We start from the raw sequence: 16606 nt of genomic DNA, 5'->3' as shown, positions 1-16606 counted from the left end.
CAGCCTTTATTATTGACCTCAGTTACTTATATCCATGCATACCAAACTTGCGCACTCTCTACTTGCGATGGGCTGCAGTGCTTGTCTGTCTGTCTCCGTAATCGCAGATGATCATATTGAGCCTTTGTTCGAACATACGCCCAACTCGACTACGGACAAACTGGATAGCTTTCTTGGTGTGTTTGGTGCGGAATCAGAGTACGACAAGGAGAAGGGGCTGAACTCGAGCTACATTCCTGCGGTGTTCTATACGCCAGAGCAAGGACTGGGGCTTGGCCTTTTGTACGTCGGTCTATATGGTGACCCTAGTGATGGGGCTGGCCAGCCGTCATCGATGGTGATTAATCCCTACGCTTCCTCTAACGGGTCAATAGGTATTACGTTCAGTAATAAGCACTTCTACAACGGGGGTGATAACCGAGTCTACACCGATATCAAGGTCTTTGATGATGCGGCTGTGTATTACGGGCAAGGGTATGAAAATGGTCAGCAAGACGGTAACAAGATTAACTTCAAAGAGCAGGTGGTCGATATAAAACCTACGTGGCTGACACGAGTGAGTGGCGACTACTTCTTGGGTTTTGGCGGCAATATAAAATCAGTGAGACCTCACGACAAGACGTTCGAAAATCAGAATAGTGATTACTTAGCCGATGAGCTTACTGATAATACCAGCTACGGTGTTTTCGTATCGAATGTTTTTGATACTCGAGATAATGTCACCAATGCAACGAAGGGAACCTTGCTGCAAGCGGATTTGGGCTTGTACCATGATGCGACCAATTCTGAAAACTTTGGTAAGTACTCGCTCAAGGCGTCGCAATATCATTCACTAGCACCCGTGCCGGGCTTGTTGGCATGGCAGGTACAAGCCAACCTAACCTCAGGTAATGTGCCTTGGAATCAATTACCTGATCTTGGTGGAGCAGATGCGATGCGTGGTTATGTCCTCGGTCGCTATCGTGATAACCAGATGATGATGGGGCAGGTTGAGTATCGTCTTCCTGTTTACTGGCGTGTTGGGGTTGTGTTCTGGGGTGCTGCTGGCACCGTATCGGAAAATGTGTCTGGGCTCTGGGATAACACCTTGGCAAGTGCTGGTACCGGCTTTAGATTCAAGATTAAAGACAAGGTCAATGTCCGTGCTGACATCGGCTACGGCGAGCACGGCGGTACCTTTTACTTCCATGTCAACGAAGTGTTCTAACAAAGCAATAGCCATCTTCAACGCATTAAAAAAGCCTCCATTCGGAGGCTTTTGTCATTCAGCTAGAACAAAATTAGTTTTGCTCTTGACCAGATTGAATCGCAGTCAATGCAACTGTGTAAACGATGTCGTCTACTAGTGCGCCACGTGACAGGTCGTTAACTGGCTTGCGCATACCTTGCAGCATTGGACCGATAGAGACTAGGTCTGCTGAACGCTGTACCGCTTTGTATGTTGTGTTACCAGTGTTTAGGTCTGGGAATACAAATACTGTCGCTTTACCTGCAACTGGAGAGTTAGGTGCTTTAGAAGCCGCTACGTTCTCCATGATTGCCGCATCGTACTGTAGAGGACCGTCAATGATAAGATCAGGACGTTTCTCTTGAGCCAGTTTCGTTGCTTCACGTACTTTATCTACGTCAGCACCCTTACCAGACTCACCAGTAGAGTAAGAGATCATTGCAACGCGTGGTTCAATACCAAACGCTGCTGCAGAATCTGCAGACTGGATAGCGATTTCAGCAAGTTGCTCAGCCGTTGGGTCTGGGTTGATCGCACAGTCACCGTATACCAATACTTGATCAGGCAGAAGCATGAAGAAGATTGACGATACGATAGATGTACCTGGAGCAGTCTTGATGATTTGGAACGGAGGAACGATAGTGTTCGCTGTTGTGTGAACAGCGCCTGATACTAGACCGTCAACTTCGTTCGCTTCAAGCATCATAGTGCCTAGGTATACAGAATCTTGTAGCTTCTCACGAGCAACAACCTCAGTCATACCTTTCGCGCCACGTAGCTCAACCAAGCGAGCAACGTAGTTTTCACGTACTGCATCAGAATCGATGATAGTAACGCCAGCACCTAGTTCAACGCCTTGCTGAGCAGCAACACGTTTGATTTCTTCAGGGTTACCAAGAAGCACACATTCCGCGATACCGCGCTCAGCACAGATAGCTGCAGCTTTAACTGTACGTGGCTCGTCACCTTCAGGAAGAACGATACGCTTGCCAGCTTTGCGAGCAAGCTCAGTTAGCTGGTAACGGAATGCTGGTGGGCTAAGCTTACGACCGCCAACAGTGCCTTCAAGTAGAGAGTCAATCCAAGGACCGTCGATGTGACCAGCAACGTGCTCGTTAACGAACTCGATACGCTCTTTATCGTCTGCAGGAACTTCAAGGCTGAAGCTCTGTAGGTTTAGAGACGTTTGCCAAGTGTTACCTTGTGCCTTGAAGATTGGTAGACCTGTGTCTAGCGCAGGCTTGATTAGGTCAGTGATCTCTGCTGGTACGTCGTAGCCACCTGTTAGTAGGATCGCGCCGATTTCAACACCGTTCATCGCTGCTAGTGCTGCTGCAACGATAACGTCTGGACGATCCGCTGAAGTTACTAGTAGAGAGCCAGGCTTGAAGTGCTCGATCATGTTAGGCAGTGAACGTGCACAGAACGTGATGCTCTTGATGCGACGTTTAGCGATGTCACCTTCGTTGATGATTTCAGCGTTTAGGTGCTCTGCCATGTCGACAGCACGAGTCGCAATCAAGTCGATCTTCCAAGGCACGCAGCCTAGAACACGAATTGGGCTAGTGTTGAAGATCTGCATGACTTCAAGGTTAGCTTGCTGAGCTGTGTCTGCATCGTCAAAGATTTCAGAAAGATCTGGACGAGTACGACCTGCTTCATCAACTGGGGCATTCAGTTTGTTGATGATAACGCCAGAGATCTTTTTGTTCTTAGTGCCGCCGTAGTTAGAACATGCAACTTCGATACGCTCTTTAAGCTGGCTCGGGTTGTCTGTACCTGGCGTTGCAACGAATACGATTTCAGCGCCAAGTGTCTTAGCGATCTCTTCGTTGATTGCATTTGCAAACGGGTGCTTGCGAGTTGGTACAAGACCTTCGATAAGTGTCACGTCCGCATCTTTGTTGATTTGGTTGTAACGCTCAACGATCGTTTCTAGAAGCACGTCTAGCTTCTCGTTACCAATCAGGGTTTCTGCTTCTGACATTGGAAGTGGTTGACCCACTTTCATGTCGCTGCTGTTACCGACGATAGAAGAAGTTAGATCTGGCTGGTCGCCACCATGGCGAGGCTGAGCAACAGGTTTGTAAAACGATACGTTTACACCCTTACGCTCCATTGCACGCAGGACACCCATGCTAACACTAGTAAGACCGACACCAGCGCTAGTAGGTACAAGCATAATAGTACGGGACATTCTTTGAGTACCTCAAACTATATATAGGGGGAAGAAACTCAGTGGTTCGATGAATTGCAAAAAAAGCGCAAGCAAATGTTTCACTGAGCCCAATATGAAAACTGGCTAACCTAGGTTAGCCAGTTTTGAAATTAAAGACCTGCTAGACGTGCAGTGTCTTCAGCGATGACTAGCTCTTCGTTAGTAGAGATAACCATTGCTGGGATGCGGCTGCTTGCTGCAGTGATAGTACCTTCGCCGCCGAAACGAGCTTTAAGGTTAGCTTCACCGTCAACTTCGATGCCGAATACGCCTAGACGATTTAGAACCATCTCGCGGATTGGTGCAGAGTTTTCACCGATACCACCAGTGAACACGATAGCATCTAGACGACCGTCAAGAGATGCAGTGTAGCCAGCTACGTATTTAGCTAGGCGGTGGCAGAACACGTCCATTGCACGTGTTGCTTCTTCTTTCTCACCGTAGTTGTCTTCAACGAAACGACAGTCAGAAGTCACTTCAGTTAGACCTAGAAGGCCAGACTCTTTCGTTAGCATGTTGTTGATTTGCTCAACAGAGTAGCCAAGAGCGTCGTGTAGGTGGAAGATGATAGCAGGGTCGATGTCACCACAACGAGTACCCATTACAAGACCTTCAAGCGGAGTTAGACCCATAGAAGTGTCTACAGATTCACCGTTTTTGATAGCACAAACAGAAGCACCGTTGCCTAGGTGGCAGTTGATGATGTTCAGTTCGTTAGCTGGCTTACCAAGTAGCTCAGCTGCTTCACGTGCGATGAATAGGTGAGAAGTACCGTGCATGCCGTAGCGACGGATGCCGTGCTCTTTGTACAGGTTGTACGGTAGAGCGTATAGGTAAGACTCTTGAGGCATAGTTTGGTGGAACGCAGTGTCAAATACCGCTACGTTCTTAAGCTCAGGGAAGTTGTGCTTCGCCGCTTCGATACCGATGATGTGAGCAGGGTTGTGAAGAGGAGCAAATGTTGCAGAGTCTTCGATACCTTTAAGTACATCGTCTGTGATTAGTGCAGAAGATGTGAATTGCTCGCCACCGTGAACGATACGGTGACCGATAGCGCCTAGGTTTGCTTTTAGCTCAGGCTTAGAAGCAAGGATAGTTTCTACCATGAACGCTAGTGCTTCTTCGTGAGCAGCGCCATCACCTAGTTGAGCTTCGTGTTTACCGTCAAGTTTCCACTTGATACGAGCTTCTGGAAGGTGAAGACATTCTGCAAGACCTGTTAGGTGCTCATCACCGTTTTCTGCATCAACGATGGCGAACTTAAGAGAAGAACTGCCGCAGTTTAAAACTAAAACCAGCTTAGACATTAGAGGTTACCTGTATTTTATCTGATCGGGGATCAAGGATGTAAACGTATCTCAAGACTGAGAGGCGACGAAAAATGCCTATCACTCTTGGTCATAAAATCATCAATTGCCGTATAATAATATGCGATTTTCCCAAGAAAACCACATTAGCGTCCTTGCGACGGTCATCTCGACGGTTGCCTTATTTGTAAATAAAGACAACAATGAGATTGAGGATTCGCAAAGAATAACGATAATGACAGAAGATAACAAAATAAATTTGAAAGAATATTAACTTCCGTCAATATTTTGCTGATTTAGTTGAATAGTTCAACTTTTTTTTAGTGAGGTTAGCTATGAGCGAGAGAGCAAGTCTGACTCAGAGTATAAAAAATGGTCAAAAGTACATGGAACTTTGGCCGATGCGCAAGGAACTGACTCCCTTGTTTCCAGAACAGCGCATCATAAAGGCGACGCGCTTCGGTATAAAAGTCATGCCAGCGGTTGCAGCGATCAGTGTGCTGACGCAAATGGCCTTCAATAACGCTCATGCTTTGCCACAAGCAATCGTGATTGCTTTATTCGCTATTAGCATGCCGGTTCAGGGTATGTGGTGGCTGGGGAATCGTTACAACACACAGCTTCCACCGGCACTCGCATCTTGGTATCGAGAGCTTCACCAAAAAATTGTTGAATCTGGTTGTGCGATGGAGCCTGTTAAGGCAAAACCCAAGTACAAAGAACTGGCGATGACGCTGAACCGTGCTTTTCGTCAGTTAGACCGCAGCGATTTTGACCGCTGGTTCTAAGGACTCATCTGAACTAAACAACAAAGCCCAGCTCATCGAGCTGGGCTTTTTCATGTCTTGCCTATGCCTTGAGTAACTGAAGTGCCTTGTGTCAATGGGTATCTTTCCGAAAGAGCCTAACGTTGTTACTGAAAGGCTCGGCTAATTTTGTATATCGCACCACTATCGGTACTAAACCAAACATTTCCTTGGCTATCGGTGGTGATATCTCGAACGCGCTCTCCTAGGTCTTCATAGTAGCGGCGCTCTTCCAGCACCTGGCCTGTTTCATTCACATCGAGAATGTTGATGTGGGTGAGTTTTAGTGCACCAATCAACAAAATGCCGTTAAGTCTTGGAAATTCCTCGCCTTGGTATAAGTGCAGTGAACCAGGCGCAATTGACGGGATGTAGACTTTCTTTGGTGATTCGATCCCTTCTTTTTCTTGCGCGTCACCGGCGTTGATAGGACCCCAGTACTCCTTCCCATGAGAGGTGATTGGCCATCCATAGTTCAAGCCTGCACTGATAAGGTTGAGCTCATCACCGCCTCTTGGGCCGTGCTCTATCGACCATAACTGCTGCCTTTCGCTGTCAAATACAATACCTTGAGGATTGCGATGACCGTAGGAATAGATCTCCGGTTGGAACCCTTCTTTGTCCACAAATGGGTTGTCCTTAGGAATCGAGCCATCTGGGTTGAGACGAACGATAGTGCCTGCGTGATTATCCGTTTGTTGGGCGGTATCTCTGTCTCCAGAGTCGCCAATAGTCATGTAGACCAATCCCTTGTCATCAAATGCAATGCGACTCCCAAAGTGTCTGCCAGAGGTTACGGGGACGTTGCTGGTAAACAGATCTTGCCAATTAGACAGACTGGAACCATCCAACGTCGCTTTAGCCAGAGTGGGTGCTCCGCCTTTTCCAACGGGTTTCGCGTAGGTGAAATAGTACACGTTAGCTTCAGTAGGGCTTGGGTGTATATCCATCAGCCCACCTTGGCCAGATGCGTATACCTTTGGTACTCCCGCCACCTTTGATTGCGTGTTTTTAACGGTATCGACTAATAGCAAGTTACCGTCTCGAAGTGCCACGAGAAGTGTGTTGTCATCTAAATGCACAATCGACCAAGGTACGCCATTAACGGTGGTGATTTTTTCCAGTTGGCTGCCTTCAAACTCTCGTGCCTGCCCTGAAAGCGCGATGAAGAAAAGGAGTGGAATAAGGATTAACTGTCGCATGTCTCTCTTCCTTGGAGTCAAAGCTGGATGGTTGTGATACGTAACAAGTATGAGCAACGATTACGCTATCTGTATGAATATAGACATCTTTCACAGAAATGCATTCACAAAGCTTCACTTTTGTCAAAAATGGATTACGCTGGTTTTTGAGTAAATATTAGTCGCATGTATCGCTGTTTGTACGCATTTGTTTAAATGTTGGTTGCGAAAGGATACGAATAGCACGTTTATCTAACGTGGATGTTAATAACATCTTTCATTTTGGTTGGCTAACTGGTAGAAGTAACAGGAAGTTAAAAAATAACAATCAAAGTGTAAATTACAAATTACACCTCATTCCCCGATTGATGAGTCTTCTAAAAGGACGAATCAGGGCTGCTTAATCAAGGAGTTAAGATGAAAGCAAGCAAGTTAATTGTCACTGCAGCATTAACTGGTGTGGCGCTACTATCGTCTGCCAGCATTATGGCGAAAACCGCAAAAGTCGCGGTATCTCAAATTGTTGAGCACCCGGCATTGGATGCAACTCGCCAAGGCTTGGTCGATGGTTTGAAAGCGAAAGGCTACGAGCAAGGAAAGAACCTAGATTTTGATTATAAAACGGCACAAGGTAACCCAGCGATTGCCGTGCAGATAGCACGTCAATATGTCGGTGAGCGCCCTGATGTACTTGTCGGTATTGCAACACCAACGGCGCAAGCACTGGTCTCGGCAACTCGTGATATCCCAGTTGTATTTACGGCAGTGACAGACCCTGTGGGTGCCAAGCTGGTGAAAAAGCTTGAGCAGCCAGGCAAAAACGTCACGGGTCTTTCTGATCTATCACCTGTAGACCAACACGTTGAGTTAATTCAAGAAATCATGCCTGATGTGAAAAGCATTGGTGTGGTTTATAACCCAGGTGAAGCGAACGCAGTGAGTTTGATGAAGCTTCTGAAAGAAAGCACTGAGAAACGTGGTATTGAGCTGGTAGAAGCAACAGCGCTAAAGAGTGCTGATGTACAGACAGCAACACAAGCGATCGCAGCGAAATCAGACATCATCTACGCTTTGATCGACAACACAGTAGCAAGTGCTATTGAAGGCATGATCGTGTCAGCAAACCAAGCTAAAACACCTGTGTTTGGTGCTGCAACGTCTTACGTTGAGCGTGGCGCAGTGGCAAGCCTTGGCTTTGACTACTACCAAATCGGCGTTCAAACAGCGGATTACGTCGCGAAAATCTTAGAAGGTGAAGACCCTGGTAAGATTGATGTGAAGGTGGCGAAAGGTTCTGACTTAGTTATCAACGCGACGGCTGCGAAAAAACTGGGACTTGCGATTCCTAAAACGGTCATGGACCGCGCAACTGACGTCAAGTAACGCTGGTATCAAGATTTAGCTGGACCCCTGGGTCCAGCTTTTTTATTGAGCCTTCATTTGTTAAACAGCAGAGGAGTTGTTATGTCTGCTTTTGCATTTTTTGGAGCCCTTGAAATTGGTCTTATCTACGGACTGGTTGCCTTGGGTGTCTACCTTACCTTTCGAGTCCTCGACTTCCCCGATCTGAGTGTTGATGGCAGCTTTCCAATGGGTGCGGCTGTTGCGGCGACGGCAATTGTCGCGGGCATTAACCCTTGGGTCGCAACGGCCATGGCGATCGTCGCGGGTGCGGCAACAGGTTGGGTAACGGCTTTTCTCGCCGTGCGCTGTGGCATTCTTCACTTGCTGGCGTCTATTTTGACCATGATTGCAGCGTTCTCCATCAATATTCGAATTATGGGCAGACCCAATATGGCGCTGCTAGGAGAAGACACCATTCTCACGCCTTTCGAGATGATGGGTGATGCAATGTATGTTCGACCTTTAGTGGTTGGCGTCCTTGTTCTAATCTCTGCATGGTTTGTCGTCAGGTTGCTAAATAGTGATTTTGGTCTGGGGCTTCGTGCGACAGGTGTTAATGCTCGAATGGTGAAAGCACAGGGTGCCAGTACCTCGTTTTATACCTATTTTTGCTTGGCCTTGTCGAATGGCTTTGTGGGGTTTGCAGGCGCTTTGTTCGCACAGACCAACAGCTTCGCTGATGTGACTTCTGGTGTGGGTACCATAGTGGTTGGCCTTGCGGCGGTTATTTTGGGTCAAACCTTAATTCCTGGGCGAAAGATCTGGGTTGCGGTCACGGCGGTTATTGTCGGTTCCGTGTTGTATCGACTTGCTGTTGCCTTCGCGTTGAGTACTGGAATGTTTGGTCTTCAAGCTTCCGATCTTAACTTAGTTACAGCGGTACTAGTCGCAGCCGCGCTTATCGCACCGAAGATAAAAGGAAACCTCAAAGCAAAAAAGGTCGTTAAGCCTGCTAAGAGTAAAGCGGTCTCTCAATCAGGCAACACGGGGAATACAGCATGATTCGATTAGAAGATATTCAAGTAACCTTCAATCCGGGGACTATCCTAGAAAATCGAGCACTGAAAGGGGTAAATCTTGAAGTGCCAGAGCATCAGTTTTTGACGGTGATAGGCTCGAACGGAGCTGGCAAATCGACGTTACTAGGTGCGGTTACTGGTGAAACGCCTATGGTTGGTGGTCGTGTGCTAATTGATGATATGGACGTGACTCGACAAACCGTTGATCAGCGAGCGAATCAGTGTGCACGAGTGTTTCAGGACCCCCTCGCTGGTACATGTGGCGACCTTTCGATTGAAGAGAACATGGCACTGGCGTACATGCGTGGAAAGAAGCGCGGCTGGAGTCTTTCTCTATCCAGTAAACGCCGTAAGCTGTTTCAAGAGCGCATCAGCATTCTTGGCTTAGGTTTAGAAGATCGATTGGGCGACAATATTGGTTTGTTGTCCGGTGGACAGCGACAAGCCGTGAGTTTGGTTATGGCCACTTTGTCCGATAGTAAACTGCTGCTATTGGATGAGCATACGGCTGCGCTCGATCCGCGCATGGCCGCGTTCGTTATCGATCTCACTAAAAAGGTAATCAAGGAGTTTAACCTGACGGTTATGATGGTGACGCATTCCATGAAAGATGCGTTGGCCTGTGGTGACCGAACAGTGATGCTGCACCAAGGCGAGATTGTGCTTGATGTAGAAGGGGAGCAGCGCGCCAATATGCAGGTACCCGACTTACTCGAGATGTTCTCTAAAGTGCGCGGTGAGGAACTTGCTGATGATAGCTTGCTACTGAGTTAGTCACTCATTGAATCTAGGTTGGGCTCAGCCTGACTCTTACCGTTAGCTACGCCTACAAACCGTGATCCCTCTTCAATTTGAAGGGGGATTTTTTATCTATGTGATTCTTCTACAATTACTGTACCTCGTTCCCTTTTATAGAAGAATCATAATGACCCAACCATTTCTTTATCACCCACAAACCCAAGATGGCTTGGTTAGGCAAGGTGACCAACTTACCGTGAGCGTGTTTTCTGAAAAAGGCGCTTTCGAGCAGATTAAGCTTCGTCATGAGCCTGACAACGAAGAATATCTAATAGATATGTCTAAGTCTGGCGCCAAAGGTGAGCTTGAGATTTGGCAAGCGACCTTGCCGCTAAGCGCCGACAAGGACGTGACCTATTATGTGTTCAAAGCGCTAACCTCAACAAGTCAGCGCTGGCTGGATGCACGCGGGATTCAAAGTCGTATGCCTGGTCGTGAATATCACTTCAAGTTTAATCGAGTACACCAGCCGCCAGAATGGGTCTCTGAACAGGTCTTCTATCAAATTTTCCCTGACCGTTTTAATAATGGCGACCCAAGTATCGGAGTTGAAAGCGGTGAGTACCAATACCCAAACCGAAAACGTGAGTCGATAAAAAAACAGTGGGGTGAACCCGTTGGCACACACGGTGACTCAGGTGCGGTTGAATTTTATGGCGGCGACCTAGCTGGTATCGAGGCTAAGCTCGACTACCTTCAGGAGTTGGGTATTACGACCTTGTACCTGAATCCGATTTTTACGTCATATACCAACCATAAGTATGACACCGTCGATTATTATTCCGTTGATCCAAAACTCGGTACCAACCAGCAGTTCGCATCACTCACAGAAAACCTTCATCAAAGAGGCATGAAAGTCGTACTCGATGCCGTGCTCAATCACACATCGGTGTCGCACCCTTGGTTTGACATCAGTGGCGAGTATAACGGAGCCTACACATCTTCTCAGAGCCCACATCGTGATTACTACTTTTTTGAAGGGGATTCTAAGCGCTATGTAGGATGGAAAGGTATTGATACTCTCCCTGTTCTTAACTTCCACAACCAAGATGTTAAAAGCCATATCTATCAGGATGATAACTCAGTAATCAAGCACTGGCTAAAGCCTCCTTATGGCATTGATGGCTGGCGATTTGACGTTATTCATATGCTGGGAGAAGGCGAAGGTGCGACGAACAATGCTCACTACGTCAGTGAGTTTCGAGCGTCGATGAAGTCGGTGAATCCTGACTCATACATGCTGGGCGAGCACTTCTTTGAAGCGACCCAATGGCTTCAAGGTGATCAAGAAGATGGCGCGATGAATTACTATGGCTTTGCGCATCCCGTGCGCGCGTTACTTGCAGGTAAAGATATTGCCTTTGACCCAATCCAGATAGATTGCGTGGAGTTTCTGAATTGGCTGCAAGAGGCCGCCGCTAAGGTGCCTTGGAGCAATCAACTTGCTCAGCTCAACCAACTTGATAGCCATGACACAGAACGCTTCCTGACTACGCTTGAAAGTAACAGCGAGCGATTTGCTATTGCGATGCAGCTACTCATGACTTACGTGGGTACGCCTTGCCTCTATTACGGTGTCGAAGTGGGTTTGGAGGGCACGCACGACCCTGATAACCGCCGCTGCTTCCCGTGGGAGCGAGTAGAGACAAGCCAATGGCTTCCTTACTGCAAAAAGCTTATTGCGTTGAGAAAAGACTCTACGGCATTGCAAAAGGGCAGTTTTATCCCAATGCATGTGGACAAAGAGAGCCTGGTCTTTGCGAGACAGTTTGGTGACGATGTTGTGCTAAGTGGTTTCAACTTGAGCGCTGAGAGCAAAAAGCTAACGCTGCCGATTTGGAAGTTAGGCATTGAGAGCGCGTCGTTTGCGTGCCCACTGAGTGGTCAGCACGCTGAGGTTATCGATGGGAAACTTGATATCGACATAGCAGCGGAAGGTTCAATACTGCTACGTCGATAAGACAAAGCGTTACTGCGGCAGGGTCGCCAAGACCTTGTCGCGGTAGTGTTGAATATGTTCAACAATAGGCGCGGCTTTGTTGAAGGTGCGGATCTCACGAAATAGCTCTGCCGCCTCTGGATACTGCTGACGAAGATACGAGAACCATTGTTTAACGCGATTAGGATAGTAAAGCCCTTTATCACCCTTGATCTCGTAAGTGGAATAAACCAGAAGGAGCTCCACCACTTCGTGCCATGGCATTGCAGTGTGATTGTGCTTCACTACATTACCTAGGTTTGGCACGTTAAACGCGCCTCGACACACCATCAACGAATCAACGCCTGTCGTTTCAATACAGCGTTGCCCATCGGCAAAGTTCCAAATCTCACCATTGGCAATCAAAGGTAGAGTGGTCTTTTTACGGATCTCGTTGATGTATTCCCACTTGATTTCACTTGCTTTGTAGCCACCAGTTTTGGTGCGCGCGTGCACGGTCAGCTCGTTAGCACCTGCTTGCTCGATGGCATCAACGATCTCAAAGCAGTCCTCTGGGTTTTCCCAGCCTAAGCGAATCTTCGCTGTGACGGGGATAGACGGGTCCACCGCGTCACGGCACGCTTTGACAACATTGTGTATGAGCTCTGGGTGTTGAAGCAGCGCTGCACCACCTTTGCTCTTGTTGACAAGTTTGGCAGGGCAGCCAAAGTTAAGGTCGATGCCTCGCGCGCCAAGTGACGCGGCCTTAACGGCGTTCTCTGCCATCCAGCGAGGGTCTTGTCCGAGCAACTGAATATGGACTGGCGTACCTGACTTAGTCATAGAGCCTTGAGCGAGCTCGGGACATAAGCGGTAGAACACGTGATCGGGTAGTGCTTGGTCAACAACGCGAACAAATTCCGTTACGCACAGATCGTAGTCATTGATCTCGGTAAGAATTTCTCGCATTAAATGATCTAACACACCCTCCATCGGGCCCAAAACAACACGCATACCAGTTCTCATCATAATCAGGGAGCGGGGATTCTACCCGTTATAGAACAAAGAATCGACCATTGTGTTTCGTACACGAGGTAAATATACTTGCGGCAAATTTTGATTAGTGTAATGAGCAAATGAAATTCATCGAGCTTCCTGCAGACTGGGCAGGCGAATCTAGCGCGTTTATCGAAGGCGCAATCCTAGCAGCTAACTTCGCGACCGAGCCATTGAAGCCAGAGGCTTGGCTATCCACAGTGGTGAGCGACTATACCCAAGCTCAAGAGTCTTGGGTGGTAGAGCACCTTCATGCGCAATATGCTCTGCTCAAAACCAACCAATACGCTCTTTTGGCACTGCTTGATGATAACCAAGAGCTTGCAGCCGATTTTGCTGAGGGCTTTATGACCGTTTGGCCTGTTGTTGAGGGGCAGTGGCAAGGCAAAGCGCTGTCAGATGGCACGGAGCGGATGCTTCAAGCGCTACTAACCACGTTAATGTTAGCGATGGATGAAGAGCAGACACATGCACAGATGCGTGATGCGGGCTTTGAGCAACTGCCAACTTACGCTGATCTAGCACCGCAATTAGATGCGATGGTTAACGAAGTTGCTATGGCGGCGGATGAAATGATGGTGGGACACCAATCGCAGACGGTTAACCCGTTCAAAGGGATAGGGCGTAATGATGTTTGCCCATGCGGGAGTGGGAATAAGTTTAAGAAGTGTTGTGGGAAATAGATAAGCGACATGCTGCGAGTTCATCGCAAGTACCCCTTCTAGCTCCCCCTAATCTTAGGGGGAGAACCACAGGCTAGTTCCTATCGTCGCATCGCCGTATTATTGAAAACCACGCTTTCTAGCCGATGACACCTTCGCTCCCTGAGAAATCACAACAATAGCCAGCGCCACTAAGTTACCCGCAAAGATAACAACCAGCCACTGTGGCATAGACAGCGACAAGAACTGCCACACAACCTTAGAACAATCACCATACGCTTCAAACAGCCACGGAGCCCATTCGTTCAGTGGAGCCCAATCTGGGAAGGTCACAAACAGGTCGCATGTTTTAAACGGAGAAGGGTTAAACTGGTAGTCCACATGCTCTAGTGACAAGGTCAGCCCTTTAATCGATGAAGCACCCCAAGCGCCAAGGCCTAGCCAGCGAATCAGCGTATTCTTAGGGTTGATAATGCCGATAAGTGCAGCGCCACCAATGCCAAACATCGCGACACGCTCATAAATACACATCACGCATGGTGCGAGCTGCATAACATGCTGGAAGAAGAGAGCGCTCAGTTCGAAAAAAATAACGGAGAGAAGTAGCAAGCCCCAAGACAGTCGCGTCTTTGAAAATGCTTTGATGTTGGATAGAAGTGTCACTGTCACATCCTTGTTGAAATAAAAAAGCTCTGAATACTCAGAGCTTTTTAACGTGGATTAGTTTCACAATCAACTAAAAATTAGTGCCCAGATGAGATAGCGCTCCCAACTACTTCGCCAGTGTGCTTAACAATCCAGCCCGCGTCGTAGAACCATGCTGTCATAGGCTCAACAAGATAGATGATGCCAAGCAGACCTACGATAGATAGCACGATAGTGTACGGCAGTGCCATGATAACCATTCGGCCGTAAGATAGACGGATGAGCGGAGCCAGTGCCGATGTGAGCAAGAACAGGAATGCGGCTTGACCGTTCGGTGTTGCAACTGAAGGTAGGTTAGTACCTGTGTTGATTGCTACGCCCAGAAGGTCGAACTGGTCACGAGTGATAATGCCTTCGATAAGCGCTGTCTTCACTTCGTTAATGTACACGGTGCCGACGAATACGTTATCTGACACCATAGACAGCACGCCGTTAGCAATATAGAACAATGCCAGCTGTGTGCCCTTATCTTCGATGTGAAGTACTGCATCGATAATTGGCTTAAACAGACCTTGGTCAACAATCACAGCAACAATTGAGAAGAAAACAGCGAGTAGAGCGGTAAACGGCAGTGCTTCTTCAAATGCTTTACCCATTGAGTGCTCTTCAATAACACCAGTAAATGCCGTCGCTAGAACGATAACAGATAGACCGATTAGACCTACTGCAGCCAAGTGCATCGCCAGTGCAACAATCAGCCATACTGCGATAGCGCCCTGAATCCAAAGCTTCGCTACGTCTTGTTTAGTACGAGATTTACGCTCTTCACGGTCGAACTCAACCAGAATCTGACGAACGTTCTCAGGAAGTTTAGCACCGTAGCCGAACACTCCTAGCTTCTCTACCATGAGACAGGTAGCTAGACCACAGATAAGAACAGGACCAGTAACAGGCAACATACGAATGATGAACTCACCAAATTCCCATCCTGCTTGACCTGCAATGATGAGGTTTTGCGGTTCACCCACCATAGTCATTACACCACCAAGCGCTGTACCGACACCAGCATGCATCAGAAGTGAACGCAGGAATGCACGGTAGTCTTCGAGGTCATTACGAGTCAGGTCGGTGATCTCACCATCTTGAGTATGGTCGTGAGATGAACCGTAGTTCTTACCCGACGCTACTTTGTGGTAGATCGAGTAGAAGCCAACGGATACGCTGATAACAACGGCAATAACAGTTAGGGCGTCTAAGAAAGCAGATAGGAACGCTGCGGCAAAACAGAATGCCAATGACAGAATGGCTTTGGAGCGAATGCCGAGAAGTATCTTGGTGAAAATGAACAGCAGAAGCTGCTTCATAAAGTAGATACCAGCAACCATGAAGACCAATAGCAATAACACTTCGATGTTATTGATAAGCTCGTGCATCACCATTTCTGGACTGGTCATTCCTATCGCAACGGCTTGAATCGCAAGTAGACCGCCGGGTTGCAGCGGGTAGCATTTGAGCGCCATTGCTAGCGTGAAGATGAATTCTATGACTAGTAGCCAACCTGCAACGAACGGGTTAACCAAGAAGAAAACGATCGGGTTGATAATCAGGAAAGCGATGATCGCTAGTTTATACCAATCGGGTGCCTTACCAAGAAAGTTCTTGATAAATGCATTTCCAAGGGACATCGGCATGGGAATACTCTTATGTTGTTATTAATCGACAGTAGCAAAGGGTACGAAGAGTATTTGAGTGGGCTTCCAAATAAATCGGCAGAATTAAAAAACTTAGAAAACGAACAAAAATTACACACTTCACAAACGGAGTGGGGAGAATGTTCACTTGCCAAGTCCCTCAGCTGCTAAGCACTCCTTGCTTCGCCCGCAACTCTACTCTTCGGTAAGATTTAGTCAACAAAAATTACCTTTCGACATAGTGAAAAAGGTACTTTTTGCCAAAAACGCGATCTATACGAAATAAGCTAAACATGGACTTAGCCAATGATTGAACTTTTCTTGCCGGACTATGTTCTTCATAAAACACCGCTCGACGATGATATGCCAATCACAACAGCCAAAAAAGCATGTTTTTTAGGGTTATTCTGACGAATTGATCGGAAATATCTTATTGATAGGGGTGGGTGATGCTATTGGTGTTTTATATATAATTCAGTGGCTTGTATGATTAATGAAATGTAAATAAATCTGTAATAATCATGCTTCATACCCATAAATGGTTACAGCGTCGTAAATGTCAAAATGGAGTTATTACTCTATTTTGTTATTGTTACATAGATAAGTAGTGTAGGTTTACCAAAATCTTGAAGTAGTGGTATGATGAGTTCTATACAACTACGAATAAAATGAA

General features: G+C 47.3%; 13 protein-coding genes. 7 read left to right on the top strand and 6 right to left on the bottom strand.

Going from position 1 to position 16606, the window contains the following annotated elements:
* Positions 1-34: 34 nt before the first annotated feature.
* On the top strand, positions 35-1207 hold the full coding sequence (locus LY387_RS11840; protein ID WP_234494266.1) for a hypothetical protein: 1173 nt from the start codon (positions 35-37) through the stop codon (positions 1205-1207).
* Between the two features lie 73 nt (positions 1208-1280).
* Here LY387_RS11840 and pta read toward each other — a convergent pair whose 3' ends face one another.
* Positions 1281-3425 (bottom strand): phosphate acetyltransferase, encoded by a 2145-nt coding sequence (pta, locus tag LY387_RS11835; RefSeq protein ID WP_234494265.1) that lies wholly within the window; start codon positions 3423-3425, stop codon positions 1281-1283.
* A 131-nt stretch (positions 3426-3556) separates the two neighbouring features.
* A complete protein-coding gene (locus tag LY387_RS11830) occupies positions 3557-4753 on the bottom strand; it encodes an acetate kinase (protein ID WP_006070029.1) in 1197 nt (398 codons plus the stop codon).
* Positions 4754-5088: 335 nt separating this feature from the next.
* On the opposite strand from LY387_RS11830, the gene yfbV reads away from it, so the two are divergent.
* Positions 5089-5541, top strand: a complete 453-nt coding sequence (gene yfbV / locus LY387_RS11825) for a terminus macrodomain insulation protein YfbV (protein ID WP_234494264.1) — start codon at positions 5089-5091, stop codon at positions 5539-5541.
* A gap of 125 nt (positions 5542-5666) precedes the next feature.
* Here the strand turns inward: yfbV and LY387_RS11820 are convergent, their stop codons facing one another.
* A complete protein-coding gene (locus LY387_RS11820; RefSeq protein ID WP_234494263.1) occupies positions 5667-6761 on the bottom strand; it encodes a PQQ-dependent sugar dehydrogenase in 1095 nt (364 codons plus the stop codon).
* Positions 6762-7157: 396 nt separating this feature from the next.
* On the opposite strand from LY387_RS11820, the gene LY387_RS11815 reads away from it, so the two are divergent.
* From LY387_RS11815 to malZ, 4 genes are all read left to right on the top strand, one after another.
* Positions 7158-8123: an ABC transporter substrate-binding protein gene (locus LY387_RS11815; protein WP_234494262.1), complete on the top strand. Its 966-nt coding sequence runs from the start codon at positions 7158-7160 to the stop codon at positions 8121-8123.
* An 81-nt stretch (positions 8124-8204) separates the two neighbouring features.
* Positions 8205-9146 carry an ABC transporter permease gene (locus tag LY387_RS11810; RefSeq protein ID WP_042474049.1) on the top strand — a complete coding sequence of 314 codons (942 nt, stop codon included), beginning with the start codon at positions 8205-8207 and terminating at the stop codon, positions 9144-9146.
* Positions 9143-9937 (top strand): ABC transporter ATP-binding protein, encoded by a 795-nt coding sequence (locus tag LY387_RS11805; RefSeq protein ID WP_042474051.1) that lies wholly within the window; start codon positions 9143-9145, stop codon positions 9935-9937. The genes LY387_RS11810 and LY387_RS11805 overlap by 4 nt, the downstream gene beginning before the upstream one ends.
* A gap of 151 nt (positions 9938-10088) precedes the next feature.
* On the top strand, positions 10089-11921 hold the full coding sequence (gene malZ / locus LY387_RS11800; RefSeq protein WP_234494261.1) for a maltodextrin glucosidase: 1833 nt from the start codon (positions 10089-10091) through the stop codon (positions 11919-11921).
* A 9-nt stretch (positions 11922-11930) separates the two neighbouring features.
* Here the strand turns inward: malZ and dusC are convergent, their stop codons facing one another.
* Positions 11931-12893: a tRNA dihydrouridine(16) synthase DusC gene (gene dusC, locus LY387_RS11795; RefSeq protein WP_234494260.1), complete on the bottom strand. Its 963-nt coding sequence runs from the start codon at positions 12891-12893 to the stop codon at positions 11931-11933.
* Between the two features lie 122 nt (positions 12894-13015).
* Here dusC and LY387_RS11790 point away from each other — a divergent pair, with 122 nt between their 5' ends.
* Complete coding sequence (locus tag LY387_RS11790; RefSeq protein ID WP_234494259.1) at positions 13016-13618, top strand: YecA family protein; 603 nt, start codon at positions 13016-13018, stop codon at positions 13616-13618.
* 99 nt (positions 13619-13717) lie between these two features.
* Here LY387_RS11790 and dsbB read toward each other — a convergent pair whose 3' ends face one another.
* On the bottom strand, positions 13718-14260 hold the full coding sequence (dsbB, locus tag LY387_RS11785) for a disulfide bond formation protein DsbB (protein ID WP_234494258.1): 543 nt from the start codon (positions 14258-14260) through the stop codon (positions 13718-13720).
* A gap of 80 nt (positions 14261-14340) precedes the next feature.
* A complete protein-coding gene (nhaB, locus tag LY387_RS11780) occupies positions 14341-15933 on the bottom strand; it encodes a Na(+)/H(+) antiporter NhaB (protein ID WP_234494257.1) in 1593 nt (530 codons plus the stop codon).
* Positions 15934-16606 lie beyond the last annotated feature (673 nt).

This window comes from Vibrio maritimus, from assembly GCF_021441885.1.
Taxonomy (GTDB): Bacteria; Pseudomonadota; Gammaproteobacteria; order Enterobacterales; family Vibrionaceae; genus Vibrio; species Vibrio maritimus_B.
Note: the sequence above shows the minus strand (reverse complement) of the source record. Positions and strands in the feature narration are given on the sequence as shown.

Coding starts and splice junctions, on each gene's coding strand:
- LY387_RS11810 (WP_042474049.1), top strand. CDS start 8,205: ATGTCTGCTTTTGCATTTTTTGGAGCCCTTGAAATTGGTCTTATCTAC.
- LY387_RS11830 (WP_006070029.1), bottom strand. CDS start 4,753: ATGTCTAAGCTGGTTTTAGTTTTAAACTGCGGCAGTTCTTCTCTTAAG.
- LY387_RS11840 (WP_234494266.1), top strand. CDS start 35: ATGCATACCAAACTTGCGCACTCTCTACTTGCGATGGGCTGCAGTGCT.
- dusC (WP_234494260.1), bottom strand. CDS start 12,893: ATGCGTGTTGTTTTGGGCCCGATGGAGGGTGTGTTAGATCATTTAATG.
- yfbV (WP_234494264.1), top strand. CDS start 5,089: ATGAGCGAGAGAGCAAGTCTGACTCAGAGTATAAAAAATGGTCAAAAG.
- pta (WP_234494265.1), bottom strand. CDS start 3,425: ATGTCCCGTACTATTATGCTTGTACCTACTAGCGCTGGTGTCGGTCTT.
- LY387_RS11820 (WP_234494263.1), bottom strand. CDS start 6,761: ATGCGACAGTTAATCCTTATTCCACTCCTTTTCTTCATCGCGCTTTCA.
- LY387_RS11815 (WP_234494262.1), top strand. CDS start 7,158: ATGAAAGCAAGCAAGTTAATTGTCACTGCAGCATTAACTGGTGTGGCG.
- LY387_RS11790 (WP_234494259.1), top strand. CDS start 13,016: ATGAAATTCATCGAGCTTCCTGCAGACTGGGCAGGCGAATCTAGCGCG.
- LY387_RS11805 (WP_042474051.1), top strand. CDS start 9,143: ATGATTCGATTAGAAGATATTCAAGTAACCTTCAATCCGGGGACTATC.
- malZ (WP_234494261.1), top strand. CDS start 10,089: ATGACCCAACCATTTCTTTATCACCCACAAACCCAAGATGGCTTGGTT.
- nhaB (WP_234494257.1), bottom strand. CDS start 15,933: ATGCCGATGTCCCTTGGAAATGCATTTATCAAGAACTTTCTTGGTAAG.